Consider the following 22,144-nt stretch of genomic DNA (forward strand, 5'->3'; position numbering starts at 1 on the left):
ATTTTGACGTGGGGAATTAATGTTTAAACTCAAGGATTTGAATATACGATGGCAATATTAGCGAAAGGCACTGGCGACCCACTGCAACTAGAAGATGGCGGCTGGGATATTCTCGCAGAGCAGGTAAGTTTGCCAGTTGCAGTGATAAAGCAAGACGCCATCAGCCACAACGCGAATTGGATGGCGAATTTTGCAAAGGAAAGCCAAGTGTTATTGGCACCCCACGGCAAGACGACGATGTCACCAGCGCTATTTAAACTACAGCTTGAACATGGCGCATGGGCCGTCACGGTAGCGACCGTGCCACAAGTATCCGTAGCCATTTTCGCGGGCGCAAAACGCGTGATCTTAGCGAATCAACTTGTTGGCGAATATCATCTGAAGCAAGTTGCTAGCATGCTTATTGATACTGACGTTGAGCTCTATTGTTTTGTTGACTCTATTGCAAATGCGCATGCTTTAGGCACATTTTTTACCCGGCATTCGCTGCGTATTTCCATTTTTCTCGAGGTGGGGGTTGAAGGCGGTCGCGCTGGTTGGCGCAATCTTGCAACGTTAGTGCAGCTAGTCAATGTATGCCAACAGTATGCTAGCTTAGAGGTAGCAGGCATTGGATTTTATGAGGGCGTGATCCACGCTGATAATGCCGAGCAAAGGATCGCCACATTTGTTAGCTCAGTAATAAAAACCGCGGCAGACTTACTACAAAAAGACGCATTTTCAAAGACCTTACCTATTATCACGGGGGCGGGTTCCGCTTGGTACGATGTTGTGACAAAGGAACTAAACAAAAGTGAACAGGCTCAGCAATTTCGTTTTGTGATCCGTCCCGGCTGCTACCTTATTCACGATACCGGGATCTATCAGGATGCGCAGCAAGCGGTGTTATCACGGAGCAACCTCGCATGCGATTTGGGGGAAAGCTTAGTGTCGAGCTTAAGCATATGGGCTTACGTGCTTTCGACTCCAGAGCCGGGCGTCGCGATAGTTGGTATGGGTAAAAGGGATGTCGCATTTGATGCTGGCATGCCCACACCAGAGCTGATTTACTCTCCGCTGTCAAAGCAGCTGTGCTCATTAGGCAGCGCGGTAAAGGTCGAAACAATCATGGATCAACATGCTATGGTAAGTATTGCATCTGGGTGCGAGGTACAGGTTGGCGATATGATCTGCTTTTCGACTTCTCATCCTTGCCTGACCTTTGATAAGTGGCGACAAATTGGTGTTGTCGAGCAAGATTGGGTGATCACCCAAACCATTTCTACCTATTTTTAATTGAGGCGAAGCTGTGGACATTATTAGCAAAATTAAGGAAGGTTTGGGGCATTTTAGCCCAGCGGAAGAAAAAGTCGCTCGGCTTATTTTGGCCGAGCTTAACTTTGCTGCAAGCGCATCTATTAGCGAGCTAGCTGAAAAAGCACAGGTCAGTCACGCCAGCATTACGCGGTTAGCGCGTAGCTTAGGCTGCACCAATGTACGTGACCTTAAGTTTCAGCTAACACAATCAGCCGCAATTGGTGAGCGTTTTACAAATCCTGAGCCAATTGAAAAAGAAAAGATTTCTCATGTTTATACCTCTATTCAGGAGATCCTCACGCTCAATGCGGGATTAATCGATGAAGCGGTTGTGGAGCAGGCGAGTGAAGTGATTTGTGCCACACGTCATTGCTTAATTTTTGGGGTTGGTGGTGGTAGCAGCCTGATGGCACAAGAATGTCAAAATCGCTTATTTCGCTTGGACGTACTTAGTAATGCTCACTCCGATCCCATGATGATGCGCATGGTTGCCGCAACGGTGAATAAAGGGGATGTGGTGATTTGTCTCTCGCTTAGTGGTGTTTCTCCTGATGTGAAAGCGGCGGCGCTTATCGCCAAAGAGTATGGTGCAGAGGTTATTGCTATTTGCCCAGTGAGCGACTTGGCGGACATTGCCGATCACCACTTACCCATCAAAACTCAAGAAAGTGATTACATCTTTAAGCCCAGCGCTGCGCGCTATGCCATGATGGCTGCAGTGGATATCTTGTCGAGCGAAGTCGCCATGCGTAATCAAAAGCGCTCAAGAGAAAAGCTCAGACGGCTTAAAACCCAGTTAGATCAGCATCGAGATAAAAACAGCAATATGCCACCTGCCGATAAACGCTTTCCTTTGGGGGATTAATGCTGAGCTCATCTCTTTATGTTGATACCCTCATTCAAGGCGCGACGGTGTATTTTGAACCAGGCTCTGAAGCGCAAGTGGTGGATGTTGCGATTAGCAAAGACAAAATTGTTGCGCTTGGCAACTGCAACCACTTGCAAGCACAGCAATGCATCGATGCCACGGGCTTAGTGCTCGCGCCGGGTTTTATTGACGTACACACCCATGATGATCTTGAAGTGCTGCGAGGCCCACATATGCTGAGCAAAGTGAGCCAAGGTGTCACCACCGTCATTGCCGGTAATTGTGGCATTAGCGCAGTGCCTTATTGTACAAATCAAGCGCCGCTCGACCCCATTAACTTACTCGGGGAGCAATTAGAATTCGCCTATCGTGAACTACAGGATTATCAACATGCCTTTAGTAACGCCGCTCCGAGTGTGAATTTAGCCATGTTAGTTGGTCATACAACGCTCAGAGCGCAGGTCATGACGGATTTATCTCAAGCCGCCAATGCGCAAGAACTTGAACAGATGAAAACCTTGCTGCATCAAGCGATGGCGCAGGGGGCGATAGGATTTAGTACTGGTCTTGCTTATTACAATGCTAAGGGGGCAAATCAAGCTGAAGTGAATGCGTTGGCCGAGGTTGTTACACCATTTGATGGTATCTATACCACGCATTTGCGCACGGAATTTCAAGGAGTCATCCGAGCCATGGACGAAGCCTTTGCAACGGCAGAGCATGCCAAACTGCCGCTGGTTATTTCACATATAAAATGCGCAGGTAGAGAGAATTGGGGCAGAGCGCCTGAGGTATTAGCGCATTTTGAACAGCATAGGCAAACACATCCAGTGAGCTGTGATTGCTACCCTTACGCCGCGAGTTCAAGCACCTTAGATCTTAATCAAGTGACGGAGGAGACGGATATTTTTATTACTTGGTCGGAGTCTCATCCAGAACTTGCACAACAAAGCTTGGCAGACATTGCCACGCAATGGCAAGTGCCTCAGCTCGAAGCGGCAAAGCGCTTGCAGCCAGCTGGTGCTGTGTATCACTGTATGCTGGAAGATGATGTGCAGCGGTTTTTAAGTTATGAACACAGCATGGTAGGGTCTGATGGTTTGCCGTGCGATCCGCATCCGCATCCGAGACTGTGGGGGACATTTCCGCGGGTGCTTGGACATTATTGTAGAGAACAACAATCGCTGCCGTTGGCATTGGCTATCTACAAAATGACAGCGTTGCCAGCAGCGCGCTTTAAGCTGCGGCAACGTGGCAATATTCAAATTGGTTACTTTGCCGATCTGGTGTTATTCGACCCCAGCCGGGTGTTAGACCAAGCAAGTTACAGTAATCCAAAACAACTTGCCTCAGGCATTGTCAAGGTTTGGGTGAATGGCAAGCTCAGCTATGTTGAAGGCGCGAATGCAGACACTATTGTCGATTTCGGCCGAGCAGGACGATTTTTAACGCGTCAAAACTAATAAAAATCAAAATCATCAAGAGGTTAACATGACAATAAGAAGAATAGGTGCTGAGGGCGGCACGGGCACTGGTGGACAACACTTACCCTTTGCGCGAGCAGTTGAAGCTGGCGGTTGGTTAAAGGTCTCGGGGCAAACGCCAATGCGAGATGGTGAAGTGGTTGAGGGCGGCATTGTTGAGCAGTCGCGTCTGGCCATTGAAAATTGCATCGCGATTATGACCGAGGCGGGTTATAGCCTTGAGCATGTTACGCATGTCTCTGTGGTATTAACTGACGCAAGATATTTTCAGTCCTTTAATAAGGTTTTTGCAGAGTATTTTTCAGCGCATCCTCCTGCGCGAATTTGTATGGTGGCCGACTTAGTCGTGGACTGTAAAGTTGAGGTTGATGTCACCTGTTACAAAGGCGAATAGACGTTATACGAACAACAATGTTCACAGGAGGAGAGGCATGACGGATAGTCAGCAAGTGTATTTGCTTATTTTTCTGTTGTATTTGTCTGCCATGATATTGGTGAGTTGGCTGGCATCTCGGTGGCAACGGTCAAATTGCGACTATTTATTAGCTGGGCGAAAAGTACCGCTGATGCTGACGCTAGGCACCACCGTTGCCACTATGGTCGGCACCGGCTCGTCGATGGGAGCGGTCGGCTTTGCCTATCAACACGGTTGGGCGGGCACGCTTTATGGCATTGGCGGCGCGCTGGGTATTTTATTGCTGGCTTGGTTGTTTGCGCCGGTTAGGGCTGAGCGCTTCGCGACAATGAGCGAAGAGTTAGCGAGCTATGTAGGCAATCATCAAGTCGTTAAAAAGCTCTTAGCAATATTGATTTACGCGGCAAGTGTCGGCTGGCTTGGCGCACATTTGATTGGCGGGGGCATGTATTTAGCTTGGCTCACTGGGTTAGATGAGATCAGTGCAAAACTGATTATTGGACTGGGGCTTGCGGTATACGTAACCTTAGGTGGATATTCGGCGGTAGTCTGGACGGATGCTATTCAGGCCGTTATTTTGTTTTCGGGCTTTTTGTTGATGACCTACTTTGTAGTCGAGGTGGTCGGTGGTTGGCAAATACTAACCAGTGCTTCGGTTGCAGCGGGAGCTGGGCTCTTTTCATATCATAATATTGGTTTGTTGCCTGCTATTTCAATGGTGCTGGCAGTGCTGGTGGGCGTATTGGCAACACCATCGTTTAGGCAGCGGATCTACTCCGCCAAAAGCATAAGCAGTATTCGTATGTCGTTTATTATCTCGGGATTACTTTATTTAGGGTTTTCATGTATTCCTGCGGTGATTGGTATCGGTGCTTATGTAGTTAACTCGAGTTTAGATAACCCTTCATTCGCTTTTCCCTATTTGGCGTTAACGGCGATGCCGGTGTTGATTGGTGGCTTTATTTTATTGGCGGGTATTTCCGCAACGCTTTCTAGTGCCAGCTCCGACGCCATTGCTGGAGTGAGTGTGTTGGTTGCTGATATTTATCTGACTTGGTGTAAGGGAAATATTGCGCCACACAATCCGCTTTTGGTCTCTCGTATTGCCATGTTGACTACCGTATCGCTGGCATTATTTATGGCGGTGTTGTCGAGCGACATTATTAGCTATATCACCAAAATGATTTCCGTTGTATTAGCGGGGCTTTGTGTGATGGGGTTATTGGGGCGCTTTTGGCAAGGTTATACTTGGCAAGGCAGTTTAGTCACCTTGATGGCAGGTTCCTTTGCTGCCCTACTCGTTGGTATGCACGACGATTGGCTGGCTTATTTTGGTAACCCGATTATTCCTGCGCTGCTCAGTGCTTTGGTGTTTGGCGTATTGACGAGTGTGGTGACAAAGTGCAATGAAACCGCATCGTCCGAAAAAACGGAAGTGGCATCATGAAAAGCGCAATAAAACAGTTGGCGTGCTTTGGTGAGTGCATGGTGGAGCATAGAGCAGACGGGACTAGCTCGTTTGGCGGTGATACTTTTAACACGGCTTGGTACTTGGCTCAGTTACTCAAGCAAAGTAACGATAACCACATAGCAGTTAGTTTTGCCAGCGCCATTGGTACGGACAAGGCCAGTACAAACTTGCTTGATATGCTGTCAAACTCGAACGTCAGGCAAGACTATATTGTGCTTGAACCACATAGCGCACTTGGCGAGTACTGGATTACGCTCGATGAGAATGGTGAGCGACGCTTTACCTTTGCACGTGAGCACAGCCCCGTAAGGCAGTATTTTAACCGTGATGAAACCTTAACTCAGGCACTTCACAACAAGCTTATTGATGCCATTTATCTCTCTGGAATAAGCCTTGCTATCCTATGTGCGTCGCAGAGAAAGCACTTATTTGAGGCATTAGCTGCGTTTAAAAAGCGAGGTGGACTCATCTTTTTTGATAACAACTATCGTCAAGCCCTTTGGTGTAGCGATAACCCAGAATTGAGTTATCAGGCTGTAATGGCGCTGGCGGACATCGCATTTTTAACCGACGAGGACGAATATGCAGTGTATGGCACCGCAAATGTGGACGAAATAATCGCAGAGCATCAACAGCAAAGCTCACAACTTTTAGTTATTCGCCAAGGCGCTCAGCCATGCGTGCTCGTGTCACCTGATAATTATTCACCCATTTATATCGCGGCGCAAAACATAGCGCCGCAGCTTATCTTAGATACCTGTGGTGCAGGAGATGCATTTGCGGCAGGGTTTTTAGCGCATTGGCTGAAAGGTTGTGATTTGCAAACGGCTGCTTGCTTTGCACACCAAGTTGCCGCCGAGGTGATCCAGCATCACGGCGCGATTATATCCGCCGATTTTCTGCCAAAGCTTGTTACTCAGGAATAGTGCCATTATGAGAATGTACTTTAGTCTTTTTTTATTCATCGTGTTGTTGCCGATTTTAGCTGCAAAGGCCACGCCACTGTCGCTTATGCCTATGCCACAACATGTGAGTATGGCCGAGGGCTCGCTGGTGTTTGATAACGAAATCAAGGTTTCGATGCACGGCTTTAGTGCGCAAAGGCAGGCTTTTCTGCTCGCCAGAACGCAGCAATACATTGAGCGCATTACTGGAAAACCTATCCCTTTACGGGTAGTAAAAGATGGCAAAGCGGACTTAATCATTCGCGTGGAAAATATCGAAACCGAGTTACAGTTTCCTCAGCTGAATATGCCAGAAGACTACCAGCTTCAAATTGAAAAGGGTGGAATAGTGCTTAGCGCAACCTCCGTTTTCGGCGCGCAGCATGGTCTTGCTAGCCTATTACAACTAGCTCAGAGCAAAGTCTTGGGTCAGTTAACATTCCCTTACACGGCTATCAGCGATAGTCCCCGTTTCCCTTGGCGTGGGCTACTTATTGATAGTGTTCGCCACTTTATGCCAATCGCGACAATAAAGCGCCAACTCGATGGTATGGCCGCGGCAAAGCTAAACGTTTTGCACTGGCACTTAACTGATGACCAAGGCTGGCGAATGGAAAGTAAGGTGTTTCCTAAGCTGACTCAACTGGCCTCAGACGGATTGTATTATCGTCAATCAGAAGTGAAAGAAGTGATTGAGTATGCAAGCCTTTTAGGGATCCGCGTGGTGCCTGAATTTGGTATGCCGGGGCATGCAAGCGCGATTGCCGTCGCTTACCCAGAGCTGATGACTAAAGCGCAACCTCATAAGATGGAGCGCCATTGGGGAGTATTTAAGCCACTGCTCAATATCGCAAGTCCTGATGTGTACACCTTTATCGACGATTTACTGGCTGAGATGACGAGTTTATTTCCAGATGGCTACCTGCATATTGGTGGTGACGAGGTAGAGCCTGAGCATTGGTTGGCAAACTCTGAAATACAGGAACTAATGGCAAAACATGCGTTGAAAGACGGTCATGACCTGCAAAATTACTTTAATACTCGTGTACAAAAGATTATCGCTAAGCACCGACGTGTGATGATGGGGTGGGATGAAATTTTTCATCCGGCGTTGCCTACGGATACTGTCGTGCAGTCTTGGCGTGGTCATGATTCGTTAAATGCAATTGCAGAAGCAGGTTATCAAGGCATTTTATCAACCGGGTTTTATATTGATCAGCCGCAGTATTCATCATTTCATTACCGTAACGACCCACATCCGGTGCTACCGACAGTGGATCTCACTCAACCGCGAGTATTAAGTTTAGCCTTTACGATCCCACGCCTAAAAGGTAGCGCAGTCAAAGGGGAGCTTGTGGTGTTGGGTGAACAAGTACTTATAAAGCTAAATAACAACCGCCATCAGCTAGCACAAACAGATAGGCCAATTACTAGCAAGACTCAGCAATTTACCGCTACCATGGATAGTTGGATGGGACCGTTACAGTTTGAGTTTGATACAGCGCAGCAACAAGGCGCGGCAATGATTGGTAATAGCCGTTATCCGCTCACACTTGAGGCGCTTGAAAAACCACAACCAGTCAAGGTTTCAACACCGTTAAGCCAAGAAAATGGTGCACGTATTTTAGGGGGCGAGGCGACCATTTGGAGCGAAATGGTCACCGAACATAATCTTGATGTCAGAATATGGCCGCGACTTTTTGTGATTGCTGAGCGTTTATGGTCCGCTAAAACGCTTACGGATAGCAAGCAGATGTACGCGCGATTGGATCATATGAGCGATTTTGCACATAACGTGATTGGCTTAGGTCATAAAACGCAGCAACAAGTGGGTTTTAATAGGCTTATCAGCACAACCTTGGATGAGCCAAAGCGTAAGGCTACGCTTGCATTACTCACTCATCTTGCTGAGCTTGTAGAGCCAAGTCACTATTACACGCGTCACCATATTAAGTTCTTAAACGACGAGTATCACCAGTTTGCAGCGCTTGATAAATTTGTCGACTATGTTGCGGTTGAAAGCCGTCAGGTGAGGCTGCTTGAGGAGCGAGTCGCAAGCTATATCGCTGGTGATAACACTGCCTTAGCGCACATTGGCGCGATATTGCAACGCTGGCAAGCGGTGCTTGAGGCGTTAACACTGTTACAGCAAAGTCCAAAACTTACAGAAGCACACTCAACGGCGTTAAAGGTGACGCAGTTTATTGCATTGAGTCAGCAAGTACTTGAAGTTTGTAAAGGGGCTTTACAAGTTCCGCACCTCGATAGCCAACTGCTAGCGCTGCAAAATTTAACGGATGAAGTGGTCATAACAGGAATATATCCAGTTCGAGCGCTTTTCCTTCATTGTAAATAGGAAACTCATGAGAAAGGTCATACTCAGTTTATTTTTGCTACAGAGCAGTGGTTATGTAGCTGCCAACACGGTTGTAGATACACAAGATTGGATAACGGATGGTGTTTTCACGCAAGGTATTGAGGGACCTGCGGTGGACGATGCAGGCGTGTTATACGCGGTTAACCATCAGCAGCAAGGCACTATTGGTAAAGTGACTGCACAAGGTAAAACCGAAACCCTGCTGACGTTAAAAAATGGCTCTATTGGTAACGGTATTCGCTTTGATATGCAAGGAAATATGTATATAGCCGATTACGTCAATCATAATGTGCTTAAAGTCACCAAATCGGCACTTGCACAAGGTGGTGATTTGTCACAATCCGTGACGGTGTTTGCTCACGATAATCGCATGGATCAGCCTAATGACCTTGCGATAATGGATAACGGAATTCTTTTCGCCAGCGATCCTAATTGGCAAGCTAGCAGCGGTAACCTTTGGCGTATAAATACAAGTGGAGAGGTAACCCTATTGGAAGCGGATATGGGCACCACCAATGGCATAGAAGTTAGCCCTGACAATAAAACGCTTTATGTGAATGAAAGCGTGCAACGTAAAGTATGGCGCTATGAGCTAGATGAACAAGGCAATATTAGTAACAAACAATTATTTATCTCGTTTACCGATTTTGGCTTAGATGGCATGCGCACGGACAACCAAGGCAATCTTTATATCGCCCGTTATGGCGCTGGTGTGGTCGCTGTGGTTTCACCTCAGGGCAAGCTAATTAAAGAAATTAAGCTTAAAGGCAAGTACCCGACCAACGTGGCTTTTGGCGGAGAGGAGGGTAAACGCTTATTTATTACCTTGCAAAAACGCGGCGCTATCGAGATGGCTGAGGTGGAGTTTGCAGGACGAGAAAAATAGTTCGGCTCAGTGTAAATTAGCCATCAGCAATTAAAGATAGGTAACTGGCAGCTCTAAGCTGAGCTGCCACATCTAACACGTTGCTAAATCTGCTTAGTCGACTTTCCTGCAAAATAAGCTTCTTTTAGCCGGGTAATGACCTCGGTGCTTACCCAATAAATGTTTGATACATTACCGGGTTCATTATATCTGCCAAAAAACAGGTATTTACCATCGGGTGTAATTCTTGGGACGGTTTCTGAATACGGGGTATTGACCCCTTCACCTAAATTTATAGGGCTCGACCAAGTGCCATCCTGCTCCTTAAAATAGACATATAGATCGTTATCTTTTCGACTTTTATCGCCTCTGTGACGACTATTAACCAATAGGTAATCGTTAGCGGGCGAAATAAAACCATGAAATCCAAACTCAATATCAATGGCTTTGGGAGTCGTAAGCGCGCCGTTTTTATTTTCAGCGGTATACATTTTGCGTTCTGACATATTTGAAAAAACAGTGTCGCCATTTGCGCTTTGGTTGAAGTCTGAAAACTTTCCCGTATTTATTGCTGAATCGAACCTTTTAGCCTCACTCCAGCCACCTTTGCTACGAGTAACGTACCAAATTCCGGACGCTTTGGGATCATCTGAACGCGCGGTAAAGTAAATCCGGTTGTCGTTCAGGCTTACATGGGGGACCAGTTCATAACTCATTCTTCCATCAGTAAAATTTGCTGCTTGAGGTTGAGTCCATTGTGCATTTTCCATCTTTGAGTACATGATCTGTGGGCTTGAATCCACATTTTCTTGCTCTTCAAAGGCAGTGAAATACACTTCTGTAAGGTCGGGAGAGAACGACACGCCGAATTCATAACGGCCGTCAATCGAGATGATATCGGGGGCAAAAAGCTGCGCGGTTAACCCCGGCGGTGTCTGGCCGAGCCAAGGTCCTTTTAGCGTTGGAAAGGCTTCGTTAGCATGGACATGATTGATGAGCATGACGGCTGCAAAAAGTAAGGGGGTGGCGGGTTTTATAATATTCATGCTGTTTTCCTTAAGCGCTAGATAAACCTGCTTACAGTAGCAGGGGGTAAGCGATCTACATTATTCTTTTGAACAGAGAACACTGTATCATCTTTGAACTAACTCCGTGTCTAACCTAGTGTAAAAAATAGCTAAGTTGGTTTAAGGACCTCAGAGCTTTTTTGTAATGGTTATAACAGTCATTGTGTTTGTCGTTAGATTATTGCATTTTCAACCATAAACTATCTAAGTCTAGCATCAGTGCACCAGACTTTTTGCTAGATTTTCAATCAGTAAGAGTTGTTTTGCTATGTCTTCTGCCCAGCTGGGAGCGTACTCTTTTTGCAGCTTTTTTGGGTTAAATAAGTTGGCGCCATAGTCAAGAGAGAGCAGTATATCGCTACCTTCAATAAACATTTGGGCTTTTACTTCGGGGATTTTTAAACCTTTTGGTAGATTACCGGATGAAAAGAACGTTTTGACTTGCGATAATTTCGCCATATATTCTGGCGTGAGTACTTCGCGACAGGTTTCTTCATCTTTAGCATAGACTTGATACTCTTTTTCAAAGTCTCTTTGTTCAAATTTAACTCGCTGTAATCCTTTTAGAGATTGACGTCGATTTATCAGCATATTCCAAAGCCCCGCATCTTGTAACACCACGATTGGATTATCTATAGGTTCAGGCATACTCAGTTTTATAACTGCACCATTAAACAAACGTTTACTGTCATTATTCTGATGATGTGTGCGTATATGTACTTCAGTAAAGTAAAAATGAATGCCATTTACTTCGCCGTTAAATCCATCTTCAGCTACAGCTCGTCCTCCTTTGGTTAATATACCTGCACTAATAGCTTCCTCGCAGATAAGTAAATTACCGCCGGCTGAATACTCTAAGTTAAGCGCCGAAGCAATTGGCACCATCATGTAAGCTCTAGTTAACACACCCTTAGTGAAAGACTTAAGAGAGTGTTTTAACAAAAAGTAGATAGGAATTATTGAGATTAAGAGAAAAGGCGCAAGAAATAGTAACGGGATTGCAATACCAATTGCCCACCACTTATAGCGTTTAAGCGGCTTCAATTTATTGTCAAGATCGCTATCAAAACTGGATGTGGTTTTATCTAAATTGTAATAGGCCTCTTTTAATTGCATCTCAACACCAGCTAGGCGTGGATCAATATGATGGAGAGACCTTTGATCTAATAAAGCCATAAACTTTCCTTGTAAGTCATGTTTAAATACAACTGGTATAAAAATTTTACTCAAATAAAATGGTAAAGGTAAAATCTTTGTTTTATGCGGTATCCACCGCTATACATACTTCTAGATAAACTACTTTGCCAGTGGCAAAGTCAGAGTGAACTTAGCGCCGCCAAGTTCGGAGAACCCAACATGGCAACTGCCGCGATGCCAAGTGGCGATTTTACGCACGATAGCCAACCCAAGGCCATAACCACCGTTATCTTTGCTGCGACTTTCATCTAAGCGTGAGAAGGGAATAAAAACCGACTCCCACTGAGATTTAGGAATTCCATCACCGTCATCCTCAATATGGATATAGGCATTGCTTTTGTCACACTCAATATTAATCGCTATGGTTGAGCGACCATATTTATCAGCGTTTTGTACAATATTTTGCAAAGCCCGAGAAAGATAATGTAGGTTGCCAGAGATGATGACTGTATTACTCATTTTCTTGAACGTTATTTTTTTAACGGTAAGCTTATTGAGTTTGCTTATCTGATCGCTGACAAGTTCACAAAGGTCAATTGGCGTTATCTCAAGTTTCTCTACTTCAAATTCAAGCCGTGCGTAAGCTAGCATTTCATCAATCATTGCCTCCATTTCGACCACATCGTCCGCCATATCACTTGCTTGCTCACGACTTTGCTCCGGCAGCATAGCTAAAGCAAATTTAAGTCGAGCAAGTGGAGTGCGCAGGTCGTGAGAAACCGCATTAACGAGTAGTTTTTGGTTTTCAATGAGCCTTGCAACTTGAGATGCTAAGTCGCGGATCTGCTCGGTTAAATTTGAAATGGCAGAAAATCGGGAATGTCGGGTCGCTTTAGGTAGTTGACCTTGAGTGAGGTTTTCGGTGATATATCTCAGTTGCAATAAATCAAGCCACAAGGGTCTTATCCACAGCATCAGTAAAAACGCGAGCACGGCATAAGAAAGCAACTTGATGATCCATTGTTTGTTGGCAGCAGAAGCCGCCGGTGCTAATGGCCCTAATTGCAGCAGCAACGTTGAATCAGGTACTTTGAAAGTCAGCCAAGCGCGGCCTTCATCGTCAAAACTCGTTAAAATACCTCCTTGTATTAATGTACCAGCTTGCTCAGGCAGCCAAGCGACATCGTCCATGTCGAGTACTTTCACGGTTTCTGACTCTCGGGGTAACTTGTTTGGGGAAATAGTGGATTTGAGTGTGTTGGCAACCGCTTTTGCGTGTCGCAATTCATCGGGCGCGGAGTGCACCCAATGAGACCAAATCGCTTCGCTTACTTGATTGATAACGACAATACTGGTAAACACAGCCAAATAGAGGCTGAGTAATAGTTTTAGCACAAATACACTAGCCCCAAGCAGATTTAGAGCAGAGGTAGCCTTTACCCCACACGGTAATAAGCCTCGCGGGTTGCTCTAGATTGTCGCCAAGCTTTTTACGCAAACGGCTAATACGTACGTCAACGCTTCTATCTAATCCGTCATATTCGCGGCCAACAACATGTTTATAGATATAGTCTCGACTCAGCGTTTCGCCCGCATGGCCTGCCAATGTCTTTAGTAAATCAAATTCATAACTTGTGAGCTCAACCTCATCTCCAGCCAAATAGACCTTACGGTCCGATTTATCTATCTGTAATTCGCCTAAGGTAATGGAGTCAGACTGAACTTCATCATTTTGTGTACGTCTTAATAGCGCATTCAAACGGGCAAGTAGTACGTATGGCTCAACAGGCTTGATAATGTAATCATCAGCACCGATTTCAAGCCCTTTTACATGGTCGAAGTCGCTGTCTTTGGCGGTAAGAAATAAAACCGGCCCTTTAAACTCACCGCGCGCAGCTTTGCAAATAGAAAAACCATCAAGTCCCGGTAGCATAATATCTAAAATGAGAATGTCGGGTTTTTCTGCTTCAATGGCTTTGATTGCGTTAATACCATTGTGTAATTGAACGACTTCAAAGCCATTATGGATTAAGAACTTTGCGGTTAACTCCGCTAGTTTTACATCATCTTCGACAAGTAATACCTTGGCCATTAAAACACACTCCAATCGCTTCTGAGTTTGCGTCTATATTGTTGGTTGACGCTTGTGTGTACTTCAATATTTTGTTTTGCAACAACGTTATTTTTAGCATCTTTTAGGGTAAAGAGCATGGACTTTGAGAGTTGGATAATTTGTGTTGATTTTGCCTCCTTGGCCTGCTCCCAGCATTGTAATTTTTGTTTTTCCTGAAATAAACATAAGTTCATTTTTGAGGGCGATTGCCAAGCAATTTTTGCCGTCATTTCGCAGCGTTGCCCCGCTTGTTTCACCATACAGGTAATCGGTTTTATTTCTAATTTAATGCCACTGTTGGGTTTGGTTAAAGCTTTACTTGGTGCGCTGAAAATTATAATTATGATTAAGTACAGCCTAAAATTCATATTTTCCCCCGACAAAGACCGTCGCGGTATAGCTATCCTCGACTATCGGGCTATCTGTCATTGTGCTATCAAGCTGCTGATATTTTGCGTTAAATTTAAAGGTCCAAGACTCACTTACGGGATAAGAGTAAGCAAAGCTAACATAAGGCTGGAAGCTTGAGCTGCCTTTATACCATAGCTCACTATTCGGTGTATCTGCTTTGTCTATGCCGTAGTAATAGTCCACCAGTTGTCGACTTTTCCATTTTAGCCCCGCTTTAATAAACACATAAGTGTTAGGTGAACTATCGAATCTAAAACGATAGCTAACTCCAACATCAGCATTGTAACCTTGATAAGTGTTGGTGATATCAGTGAGCCATGATGCGCTGATTTTTACGCTATCACTCATTATCCAGTGGGCTAAAACGCCGCCATCTATGGCCCATTTTCTCGACTCGATTTCATCCAAAGAGATAGCGGTTTGCTCTGCGGCAAATTCACCGCCAGGCAGCTCATTGCTGGCATCAAACCCCATTTTTTGCACGAATATATTACTTGGGTGAAATTTCTCGAAATAAGCCTGCTCGGTATTAAATGTGCCGATCAAGCTAAGATCAAATTTATCAGTGTAGTGAAAGGTATAGCCCAAAGTCCCATTATCAAGAAAGAGGTGTTCACCGTAATAACTAATATAGGGCACAACAACCAAGGGAATATTTTCACCGTCATGGAGTGGGTTGGAGATCACACCGCCGCCAAGGGCAATGCCAAATCGCCATTCATCGACTGGCGTACACTCGCTGTCATTGGCGTCACATGGCACCGCCGTGGCATTTACCTGAGTGGTAATCAGCAAGGTTAAGGCCATTAATAACTTATTCAACTTGGAACTCCAGTTCTGAATTTGGGCTTTGCACTGGCTTTTTAGAGGTGTCAATCAAAGCGCATTATTACTACCAGTGTAATTTACCAGTCGCTGTACAAATTACCAGAAAGGGTAACATTAAATAACAAAACAAGTAGCGAAGATAACAGAAATTTTAGTGTGAAAGTTTAGGCTTACGTTGGCACTTAACTTACAAGGAAACATATCATGAGATGCAAAATTTGGCTCAGTCTTCCGCTTGCCGCTAGCCTTTGCGCATGTGGTGGTAGTAACGACAATGATGAAGATAAATTACCAGAACTTAACGCACTTAATAATAGCTCTGCGCCGTTGAAGTCAGCTTCATCAGCTCAGTTTAGTCAGTTTATCAAAAACGGTATTTTCGTTGCCAGCGGTGGATTGAGTAATGGCGATGATTTGGAAAACCCATCAGCAACCACAGATAATGCACCTTACTCAGGCACCAATCAACTGGTTGAAGGGGTATCAGAAAGTGACCGGATTAAATTCGATGGCCGTTACTTATTTATCGGCGGCTCGACCAGCGTTGCATATGCGGATACTGACAGCAAAACCTTCGTTAGGATCTTAGATACAGAAGCTACGGATGTCCCTACACAAGTTAATGAATTAGCGGTATCAGATTCAGAGTTTGCAAGCCAAAATCTTTACCTTAAAAACAATCAACTCATCAGCGTGTTAATGGACTATGAGTATGATTTTGCTGATGATATGTCATCGCAAGAAGTGCAATCTGAGATCAATTATCAAGGCGTGATTGAGCTTGCCTTTAGTAACGTATCCCTACCTGCACAGGCTGAGGTCGAAAAACGCTTTCAAATTGATGGTTCATTAGTTGGCAGCAGATTAATCGGTGACAAACTCTATGTTATCGCTGACCACACTTTACGCTACAGTGGTTTTAATAGCGCTGACAAAGTAGCAAGCTACAATCGCTTAATGGACACTAACATTAACGATTTATTACCCCAATTTAGAAATTTAAAGCAAGGAAGTGTAGCGCCACTGGTTACCGCAGATGGCTGTTATTTGCCAGCAGATGCTACCGCGCAAGATGGATATAATGGCTTAACAACAGTGACTGAGATTGACATTCGCAATCCTGATGAGGTGAAAACAACTTGTGCCAGTACGCGTACCTTTGGCTTTTATATGTCTGCAACAGCAGTGTATCTTTACAATTACTCGTTTAATGGCAGTGATGGTGATGTCAACACATCAATCTGGGATCCATCAGGCATAGTATTACATAAGTTATTGTTAACGGATGAAGGGGTGACATACCAAGCAACAGGTGAGGTGGAAGGTCAACTTGCTCGTGTTAGCGATACGATGGCTGCGACTCGATTTGATGAAAAAGATGGCGTTCTGCGCGTAGTAACGAGTCAGTATGATACAGATATCGGTAATAGTCATAAGTTGTATATGCTCAAACCACAAGGGAATGAACTCAACACCGTGGCGACGCTACCAAATAGCCAAAATCCAACCCCTATTGGCAAAATTAATCCGGATACGGGGCTTGTGGATGAAGATATTTATGCGGTTAGATATTTTAACGATACTGCCTATATCGTGACCTTTAGACAAATAGACCCTCTCTACGTTCTGGATTTATCTGACGCATCACAGCCTAAAATTGCGGGAAGTTTAGAGATCCCCGATTTCTCTTCTTATCTGCACCCTGTTGGTGACGGTTTGCTTCTTGGGGTAGGTCAGCACCTTGGAGACCCTGATGGAAACGTGCTGCCTGGCACCAAAGTGAGCTTGTTTGATGTGGCAGATCCTGCTGAACCCAAGCTATTAAAAGATCATACGTTTGTAGGGGGATTTACACCGCTGGAATATGATTATCGCGCTTTGGCCATGCTAAAAGACAATGCCTCAGTAACCCGGTTCACTTTGCCGATTGTTTACTGGAATACAGAGCAAGTGAATGAAAGTAGTTATAACTGGTATAGCCAAAACGATCTCGCCGCATTTGAAATTATCCAAGGCGTGGACTCAACACTCACTTATCGCGGGAGTAGCCGTGCTGAGGTAGCAACGCCCATAGCGAGTGACAAAGCACTTGGGTATACAGAAGCTGATAGAGGGCTTATTCAGGCTGATAAACTGCTTTATATCCATGGCAACTACGTGTGGCAGAGTAATTGGCAAACGCCCGCTGACAACAGTGGACCACATTAACCTAGCTCCCTTTGAATAGTAGGTTGTTGTACATTGTTTCGTTGCCAAGCGGTGAACTGTAGCACTGCTTACCACAGCTTCAGAGTTAACGTTACTTTTGCTGAGTCTGTATCAGCGAAACAGTGATTTTGGCCCCGCCCAGCGCGGGGCTTTTTTGAATTACAATAGTACCGCCAAAACGAGTGACTATACGCTGCACAAAGGCCAAGCCAATACCATACCCTGATTGCGATTGAGAATCGTCGCGATAAAACGGTAGTAGCACTTTGTCTCGAACCTCGTTACTTATACCTATCCCGTCGTCTTCAATAATAAGCTTAACCTTGTCATTATCGACTCGGGTTTCTAGTGATATTTTAGCGTTGGCATATTTTATCGCGTTAGATAATAAGTTATTGATTAGCATGCGTAAGTACTGACCATCACCAATGGCCCAGCAAGGTTTTGACGACAGTTTTAGTGTTAAGTCATGATGGTGGGCGTTATTGGCTAACTGGTGAGCCATCGCATTCAAGTCAACAGGCTGAAGTTCCACGTCTTCAAGGCGGTGCTGCAATCTTGCGTAATCTAAAATAGCATCAATCACTTGCTCCATTTCATCAAGGTTTTGGTTGATCCTATCTTCGTACTGTGCCCGCAGCTCATCATCATGAGTTTCAACCAGTGTGTCTAGCCCCATTCTTACCCTTGCAAGTGGCGTACGTAATTCATGAGAAAGTCCGCTGCTTAATAGCTTCATGTCAGTCATTAACCCGGCTATTTGTCGTGCCATTTGATTAAATGCTTGCTCAATATCCTTTAAGTACCATACAGTGCCGACTTGCACGCGGGCGTTGAGTTCGCCCTTACCCAGCTGATGTGCGGCATTTTTGAGCTTTAACAGCCTGGCAATAAATGGGGTTAAAAAGGCGACGACAACAACGATAACGATAGCGTAAAATAACAAGGTCATGAGCAGGCCATATTTAGTCTGCAATTGCTTCTGCATTGTCAAAATATAGACATTTTCTTTGCTTGTAAGTATGCAAGCGCTTACTGATGATTCGCTTTCGAGGTAAATAAACCGCTGCTGAGAGAGTTTGCGGCTTAAGCTCACAGGAAGTGGATAGTCGGCTCTTGGTACAAGTTGAGCGGTTAGTGTTTGGTGCAGTGGGATCGCAATAATTTGTGATTCTGGTATGTTGTCTTTAGCCATTGCGGCAATAATTGGTGCGGTTGTGCTCAGTGGATCGTAGTGGGCTTCATTATTCTCTGAGGATGAGGCGATAAGCGAGTCAAATATCAGCCCTGTGATAACGCTTGCGAGCGTTAAGATGGTAAGCAAAGCAAACACGAAGCGCCACATTACCACACGTCCTTCGCCAACTGATATCCTTTACCCCATACCGTCTTTATTTTAAATGGGTTTTGGCCATCATCACCTAGCTTCTTTCTCAGTCGCGAAACACGCAAATCTATAGAGCGGTCAAACCCATCATAATCAAATCCTCTGAGTGCTTTAGTAAGCTCATCTCGGGTAACAATTTTTCCGGCTTTACTGGCAAGTACCCAAAGCGCATCAAACTCATTGCTGGATAAGTTAACGGGCTGCCCAGCAAGAGTAACGCTTCTGTCTTCTTTATTGATATAGAGATCGCCAAACTCAAGTGTTTGTTTGGGAGCTGTATCTTGAGGATGATGGCGCCTTAATAGCGCTTTTATGCGAGTTTCTAATAACCTGCCTCTTACTGGCTTTTTGAGATAGTCGTCAGCACCCATCTCTAAGCCGATAATTTCATCAATTTCCTCATCCCTTGCTGTTAGCATTAATATTGGGATGCTTAGCGACTGACGAAGTTGCTTGCAGACTTCAAAGCCATCTAAACTTGGCAGCATGCCATCTAAAATCACCAAATTGGGAGGAGAGGCTAAAACGTGCTCCAGCCCGTCTTGACCATCATGATATAGCCGCACTGAAAATCCCTTGGTAGAGAGGTAATCACTCAGCCACTGGGCTAATTCTTTATCGTCTTCTATTAGGACTAACTCGGCTACCACAACTACTCCTAGAAAAGTCGCCAACGCACGGCGTTACTTTTTTGTTGTTTAAACACCCAAGCATATTGCAGAGCATAGCTTGCGAGAATATCCTTGTGATCTTCTAGGGTAATGAGCAAATCTTTCTCAACTAAAATCTCGCCTTGCCAACTTGCGGTTCTTTGCTGCTGCCAACAAACCAGCTCTTTTTCATCGGCATGGAGACAAAAGTTACCGGTCACAGAGGTTTGCCAAGTCACTGAGAGGTCGATAAAACATTGCTGACCTTGTTCGAGCGCAACACATTGCCCTGGTTTTACGGTCCATACGGGGACGTTAATTTCTTCTTTTGCTTGAGTTTGCATTACCAGTAGGGCTAAGCCAAATAGTCGTATTTTCATATTTAGCTCCTTAAAATATGTAGCTAAGTGACAAGCCAATGCTTTCACCATGCTCAATTCTATCGTTAAAACTGACAATTGCTTTAGTGATAGGACTATCCATAATACCTGATGCATATTTGGTGTAGCTGACGTGGCCATCGACTATCCAATTTTCTGTTAAAGCGCGTGAAAACCCGAGCTTTACCCCAAGATTAGCCCCGCCTTTGGCATCGTAACCTTTAAATGGTGCGCCACCGTAGTAATAATCTAACATGGCCGAGTTTCGGTATTGTGCACCGACTGCGGTATAAAAGTGCCAGTTTTTGTATTGCCAAGGTTTAGAGATCCATAATGAAGCGTAGCGACCATCTGAATAATCTGAGTTAATCACTTTTGGTGCAACAATAGCTCTAATTTGTAAGCCAAATACATTCCCTGTAGCTCTTACCCCAAGATAAGACGAAGTGTTTAGCTCATAGCGAGTCCCGCCAAAACGGTAATTTATTCGCCCATGAGCGGTTGAGAGTAGGGCATCAAATTCCCAATTTTCTGTTTTATAAAACTGATAACCGAGTGCAAGTGCTGGATCAAACTTCTCAGCGCGGCCTGGAAACTCGACAAATAGACCATTACTAAAATAGTAGGCACCATGTACAGTGGGCGAAAGCGAGGTCTCGGCATTATTGTAAATATCGCTGTTGTAATTTATCCCGTAACCAATGGCCAAATAGCCGTGACCTTCTTTTTTTGCGTCAGTGCTTTTGGCCTGCGCTGCACTTGCGGCCATAAGCACGGCTGCAATCAATAAATGTGTTTTCATAGCAATTTCTATTAGTTATTAATTTGCTAGTTACTGTAGTGAGTGTAAGCGAGTATAGCTGTATCGACTTTCTGCAAGTTGTATCGAATTGTATCCAGCTTGTTCTGGCTTTCCATAATGGTCTGACATTATGCATGAAAATAAAGGAAGTCGTTACTGTTTGATACATTTTGAAAAAGTCAGAGACAGCATGGCATGCATACCTTAGTTATTGTTTTATCACTTAAACTAAACGAGGTATTTCTCATGAGAACACTAAAACTGGTCACATTATTGTGTGGTGGACTGTCGTTATTTGGCTGTAATGATAGTCAGCCGACGTCGAATGATAACCCGAACCCTGTCTCTCCTTCTGTTGCGGTAGTTGATTTTCAAGGAATGCTTGAACAAAGTGTTGAAGCGGGTATTCCTGGTATTGTGCTTTATATCGATTCACCTTCAATTCAATTTCAAGGTGCTGCAGGGTTAGCAGATAAAGAAAATACGATACCCATGACCACGGACGCTAGGATCCCAAATGGCAGTGCGGGGAAAAAAGTAACTGCGCTCTTAATGGCGATGTTGCATGAACAACAGTTATTAGATTTAGATGCACCGATAAGTGATTATTTGTCTGACGAACTTTTACAACAGATAGAAAACAGTGACGAGATGTATGTTCGGCAGTTACTGAATCATACGGCTGGATTATATGATTATCTCAATGATGCTAACGGTGAATTTTTTGCTGCAGTATTACAGCAGCCAGACTTAATAAAAACGGACAGCTTTGCACTGCAATTTGCTCTCAATCAAGACGCCAATTTCAAACCCGGAGCTGCGTGGAAATATTCTAATACCGGGTATTTATTGGCGGGCCTAATTATGGATAAAGTTTTGGGGGAGCATCACTCAAAGGCGATGCGTGAGTATATCTTTGAACCATTTGGCTTAAGTAGTATGAGTTATGGAGGAATCGAAAAGGCGTTTGGTGAAATTGCATCAGGGTACTTTGTTGATGATGAGGGCAATGAAATTAATACGCAGCCTTACTATGCCAATATTGGTGTGGCTGATGCACCGATTGTATCGACGGCTAAGGACCTTGGTGACTTATTTAAAATCATAATAACGAGCCCAGATATTCCCGCGAAGGTGCGTGAGCAATTGCTAGGGGACTCTGTATGGGTGGATACTGATGTCACCGGACAGCAATACAGCATGGGTATCTTTAGTGAGCACGTCGGAAATGAACCTGTTTATCATCATAACGGTGCTGAGATTGGGTACGCGACGTTAAATTGGTATCTGCCGTCAAAAAACATGGTTATGAGTGCAATTATTAATTGCCAAGGCTACAACCAATGCAATACAGAGATTGACAAAATCTCAGATAAATTACGCGATACACTTTTTGGTTTGTAAAGATAAGGGGCTACTCAGTAGTGGCCCCTCAAGTCAA

20 protein-coding genes are annotated in these 22,144 nt (G+C 44.7%); 10 read left to right on the top strand and 10 right to left on the bottom strand.

The genetic code is table 11. The features are described 5' to 3' along the window. Positions 1–48: 48 nt before the first annotated feature. The 8 genes from NO992_RS17690 to NO992_RS17725 are packed head-to-tail and all read left to right on the top strand — an operon-like array spanning position 49 to position 9,741. Positions 49–1,275: an amino acid deaminase gene (locus NO992_RS17690; RefSeq protein WP_371379451.1), complete on the top strand. Its 1,227-nt coding sequence runs from the start codon at positions 49–51 to the stop codon at positions 1,273–1,275. A 13-nt stretch (positions 1,276–1,288) separates the two neighbouring features. Further along, positions 1,289–2,161 carry a MurR/RpiR family transcriptional regulator gene (locus tag NO992_RS17695; protein ID WP_349196085.1) on the top strand — a complete coding sequence of 291 codons (873 nt, stop codon included), beginning with the start codon at positions 1,289–1,291 and terminating at the stop codon, positions 2,159–2,161. Further along, positions 2,161–3,627, top strand: coding sequence for an amidohydrolase family protein (locus NO992_RS17700; protein ID WP_371379455.1), 1,467 nt, complete (start codon positions 2,161–2,163; stop codon positions 3,625–3,627). Before NO992_RS17695 ends, NO992_RS17700 begins: the two co-directional genes overlap by 1 nt. Before the next feature lie 28 nt (positions 3,628–3,655). After that, positions 3,656–4,042, top strand: coding sequence for a RidA family protein (locus tag NO992_RS17705; protein WP_371379458.1), 387 nt, complete (start codon positions 3,656–3,658; stop codon positions 4,040–4,042). Between the two features lie 37 nt (positions 4,043–4,079). Continuing rightward, on the top strand, positions 4,080–5,510 hold the full coding sequence (locus NO992_RS17710) for a sodium:solute symporter family protein (RefSeq protein ID WP_371379461.1): 1,431 nt from the start codon (positions 4,080–4,082) through the stop codon (positions 5,508–5,510). Further along, positions 5,507–6,460, top strand: coding sequence for a sugar kinase (locus NO992_RS17715; RefSeq protein ID WP_371379464.1), 954 nt, complete (start codon positions 5,507–5,509; stop codon positions 6,458–6,460). The genes NO992_RS17710 and NO992_RS17715 overlap by 4 nt, the downstream gene beginning before the upstream one ends. Before the next feature lie 7 nt (positions 6,461–6,467). Next, entirely contained in the window at positions 6,468–8,834 is a 2,367-nt protein-coding gene (locus NO992_RS17720) for a family 20 glycosylhydrolase (protein ID WP_371379467.1), read from the top strand. Between the two features lie 7 nt (positions 8,835–8,841). Then, entirely contained in the window at positions 8,842–9,741 is a 900-nt protein-coding gene (locus tag NO992_RS17725; RefSeq protein ID WP_371379470.1) for an SMP-30/gluconolactonase/LRE family protein, read from the top strand. 83 nt (positions 9,742–9,824) lie between these two features. On the opposite strand, the gene NO992_RS17730 is transcribed toward NO992_RS17725, so the two are convergent. The 6 genes from NO992_RS17730 to NO992_RS17755 form a co-directional block, all read right to left on the bottom strand. Beyond that, positions 9,825–10,766, bottom strand: coding sequence for a hypothetical protein (locus tag NO992_RS17730; protein WP_371379473.1), 942 nt, complete (start codon positions 10,764–10,766; stop codon positions 9,825–9,827). A 237-nt stretch (positions 10,767–11,003) separates the two neighbouring features. Continuing rightward, positions 11,004–11,963, bottom strand: coding sequence for a DUF3137 domain-containing protein (locus NO992_RS17735; RefSeq protein WP_371379476.1), 960 nt, complete (start codon positions 11,961–11,963; stop codon positions 11,004–11,006). A 120-nt stretch (positions 11,964–12,083) separates the two neighbouring features. Continuing rightward, the gene (locus NO992_RS17740) at positions 12,084–13,319 is read right to left on the bottom strand and encodes an ATP-binding protein (protein ID WP_371379479.1); all 1,236 of its coding nucleotides are present in this window, start codon (positions 13,317–13,319) and stop codon (positions 12,084–12,086) included. A gap of 7 nt (positions 13,320–13,326) precedes the next feature. Then, positions 13,327–14,016 carry a response regulator gene (locus tag NO992_RS17745; RefSeq protein WP_010375648.1) on the bottom strand — a complete coding sequence of 230 codons (690 nt, stop codon included), beginning with the start codon at positions 14,014–14,016 and terminating at the stop codon, positions 13,327–13,329. Further along, the gene (locus NO992_RS17750; protein ID WP_088532790.1) at positions 14,016–14,405 is read right to left on the bottom strand and encodes a DUF3019 domain-containing protein; all 390 of its coding nucleotides are present in this window, start codon (positions 14,403–14,405) and stop codon (positions 14,016–14,018) included. Before NO992_RS17750 ends, NO992_RS17745 begins: the two co-directional genes overlap by 1 nt. Continuing rightward, entirely contained in the window at positions 14,395–15,270 is an 876-nt protein-coding gene (locus NO992_RS17755) for a MipA/OmpV family protein (protein ID WP_371379482.1), read from the bottom strand. Before NO992_RS17755 ends, NO992_RS17750 begins: the two co-directional genes overlap by 11 nt. Before the next feature lie 210 nt (positions 15,271–15,480). On the opposite strand from NO992_RS17755, the gene NO992_RS17760 reads away from it, so the two are divergent. Continuing rightward, complete coding sequence (locus NO992_RS17760; protein WP_371379485.1) at positions 15,481–17,484, top strand: beta-propeller domain-containing protein; 2,004 nt, start codon at positions 15,481–15,483, stop codon at positions 17,482–17,484. A gap of 91 nt (positions 17,485–17,575) precedes the next feature. Here the strand turns inward: NO992_RS17760 and NO992_RS17765 are convergent, their stop codons facing one another. Genes NO992_RS17765 through NO992_RS17780 form a run of 4 tightly spaced genes read right to left on the bottom strand, consistent with a single transcriptional unit; the run spans position 17,576 to position 20,703 of the window. Continuing rightward, on the bottom strand, positions 17,576–18,829 hold the full coding sequence (locus tag NO992_RS17765; RefSeq protein WP_371379489.1) for an ATP-binding protein: 1,254 nt from the start codon (positions 18,827–18,829) through the stop codon (positions 17,576–17,578). Then, a complete protein-coding gene (locus NO992_RS17770) occupies positions 18,829–19,521 on the bottom strand; it encodes a winged helix-turn-helix domain-containing protein (protein ID WP_371379492.1) in 693 nt (230 codons plus the stop codon). Before NO992_RS17770 ends, NO992_RS17765 begins: the two co-directional genes overlap by 1 nt. Positions 19,522–19,529: 8 nt before the next feature. Continuing rightward, the gene (locus tag NO992_RS17775; RefSeq protein ID WP_371379496.1) at positions 19,530–19,901 is read right to left on the bottom strand and encodes a DUF3019 domain-containing protein; all 372 of its coding nucleotides are present in this window, start codon (positions 19,899–19,901) and stop codon (positions 19,530–19,532) included. 10 nt (positions 19,902–19,911) lie between these two features. Then, complete coding sequence (locus tag NO992_RS17780; protein WP_371379500.1) at positions 19,912–20,703, bottom strand: MipA/OmpV family protein; 792 nt, start codon at positions 20,701–20,703, stop codon at positions 19,912–19,914. Positions 20,704–20,949: 246 nt separating this feature from the next. Between NO992_RS17780 and NO992_RS17785 the strand changes: the two genes are divergently transcribed. Beyond that, positions 20,950–22,107, top strand: a complete 1,158-nt coding sequence (locus NO992_RS17785) for a serine hydrolase domain-containing protein (protein WP_371379503.1) — start codon at positions 20,950–20,952, stop codon at positions 22,105–22,107. Positions 22,108–22,144: the final 37 nt, after the last annotated feature.

Origin of the sequence: Pseudoalteromonas sp. DY56-GL79, assembly GCF_041414765.1 — a bacterium.
Taxonomy (GTDB): Bacteria; Pseudomonadota; Gammaproteobacteria; order Enterobacterales; family Alteromonadaceae; genus Pseudoalteromonas; species Pseudoalteromonas piscicida.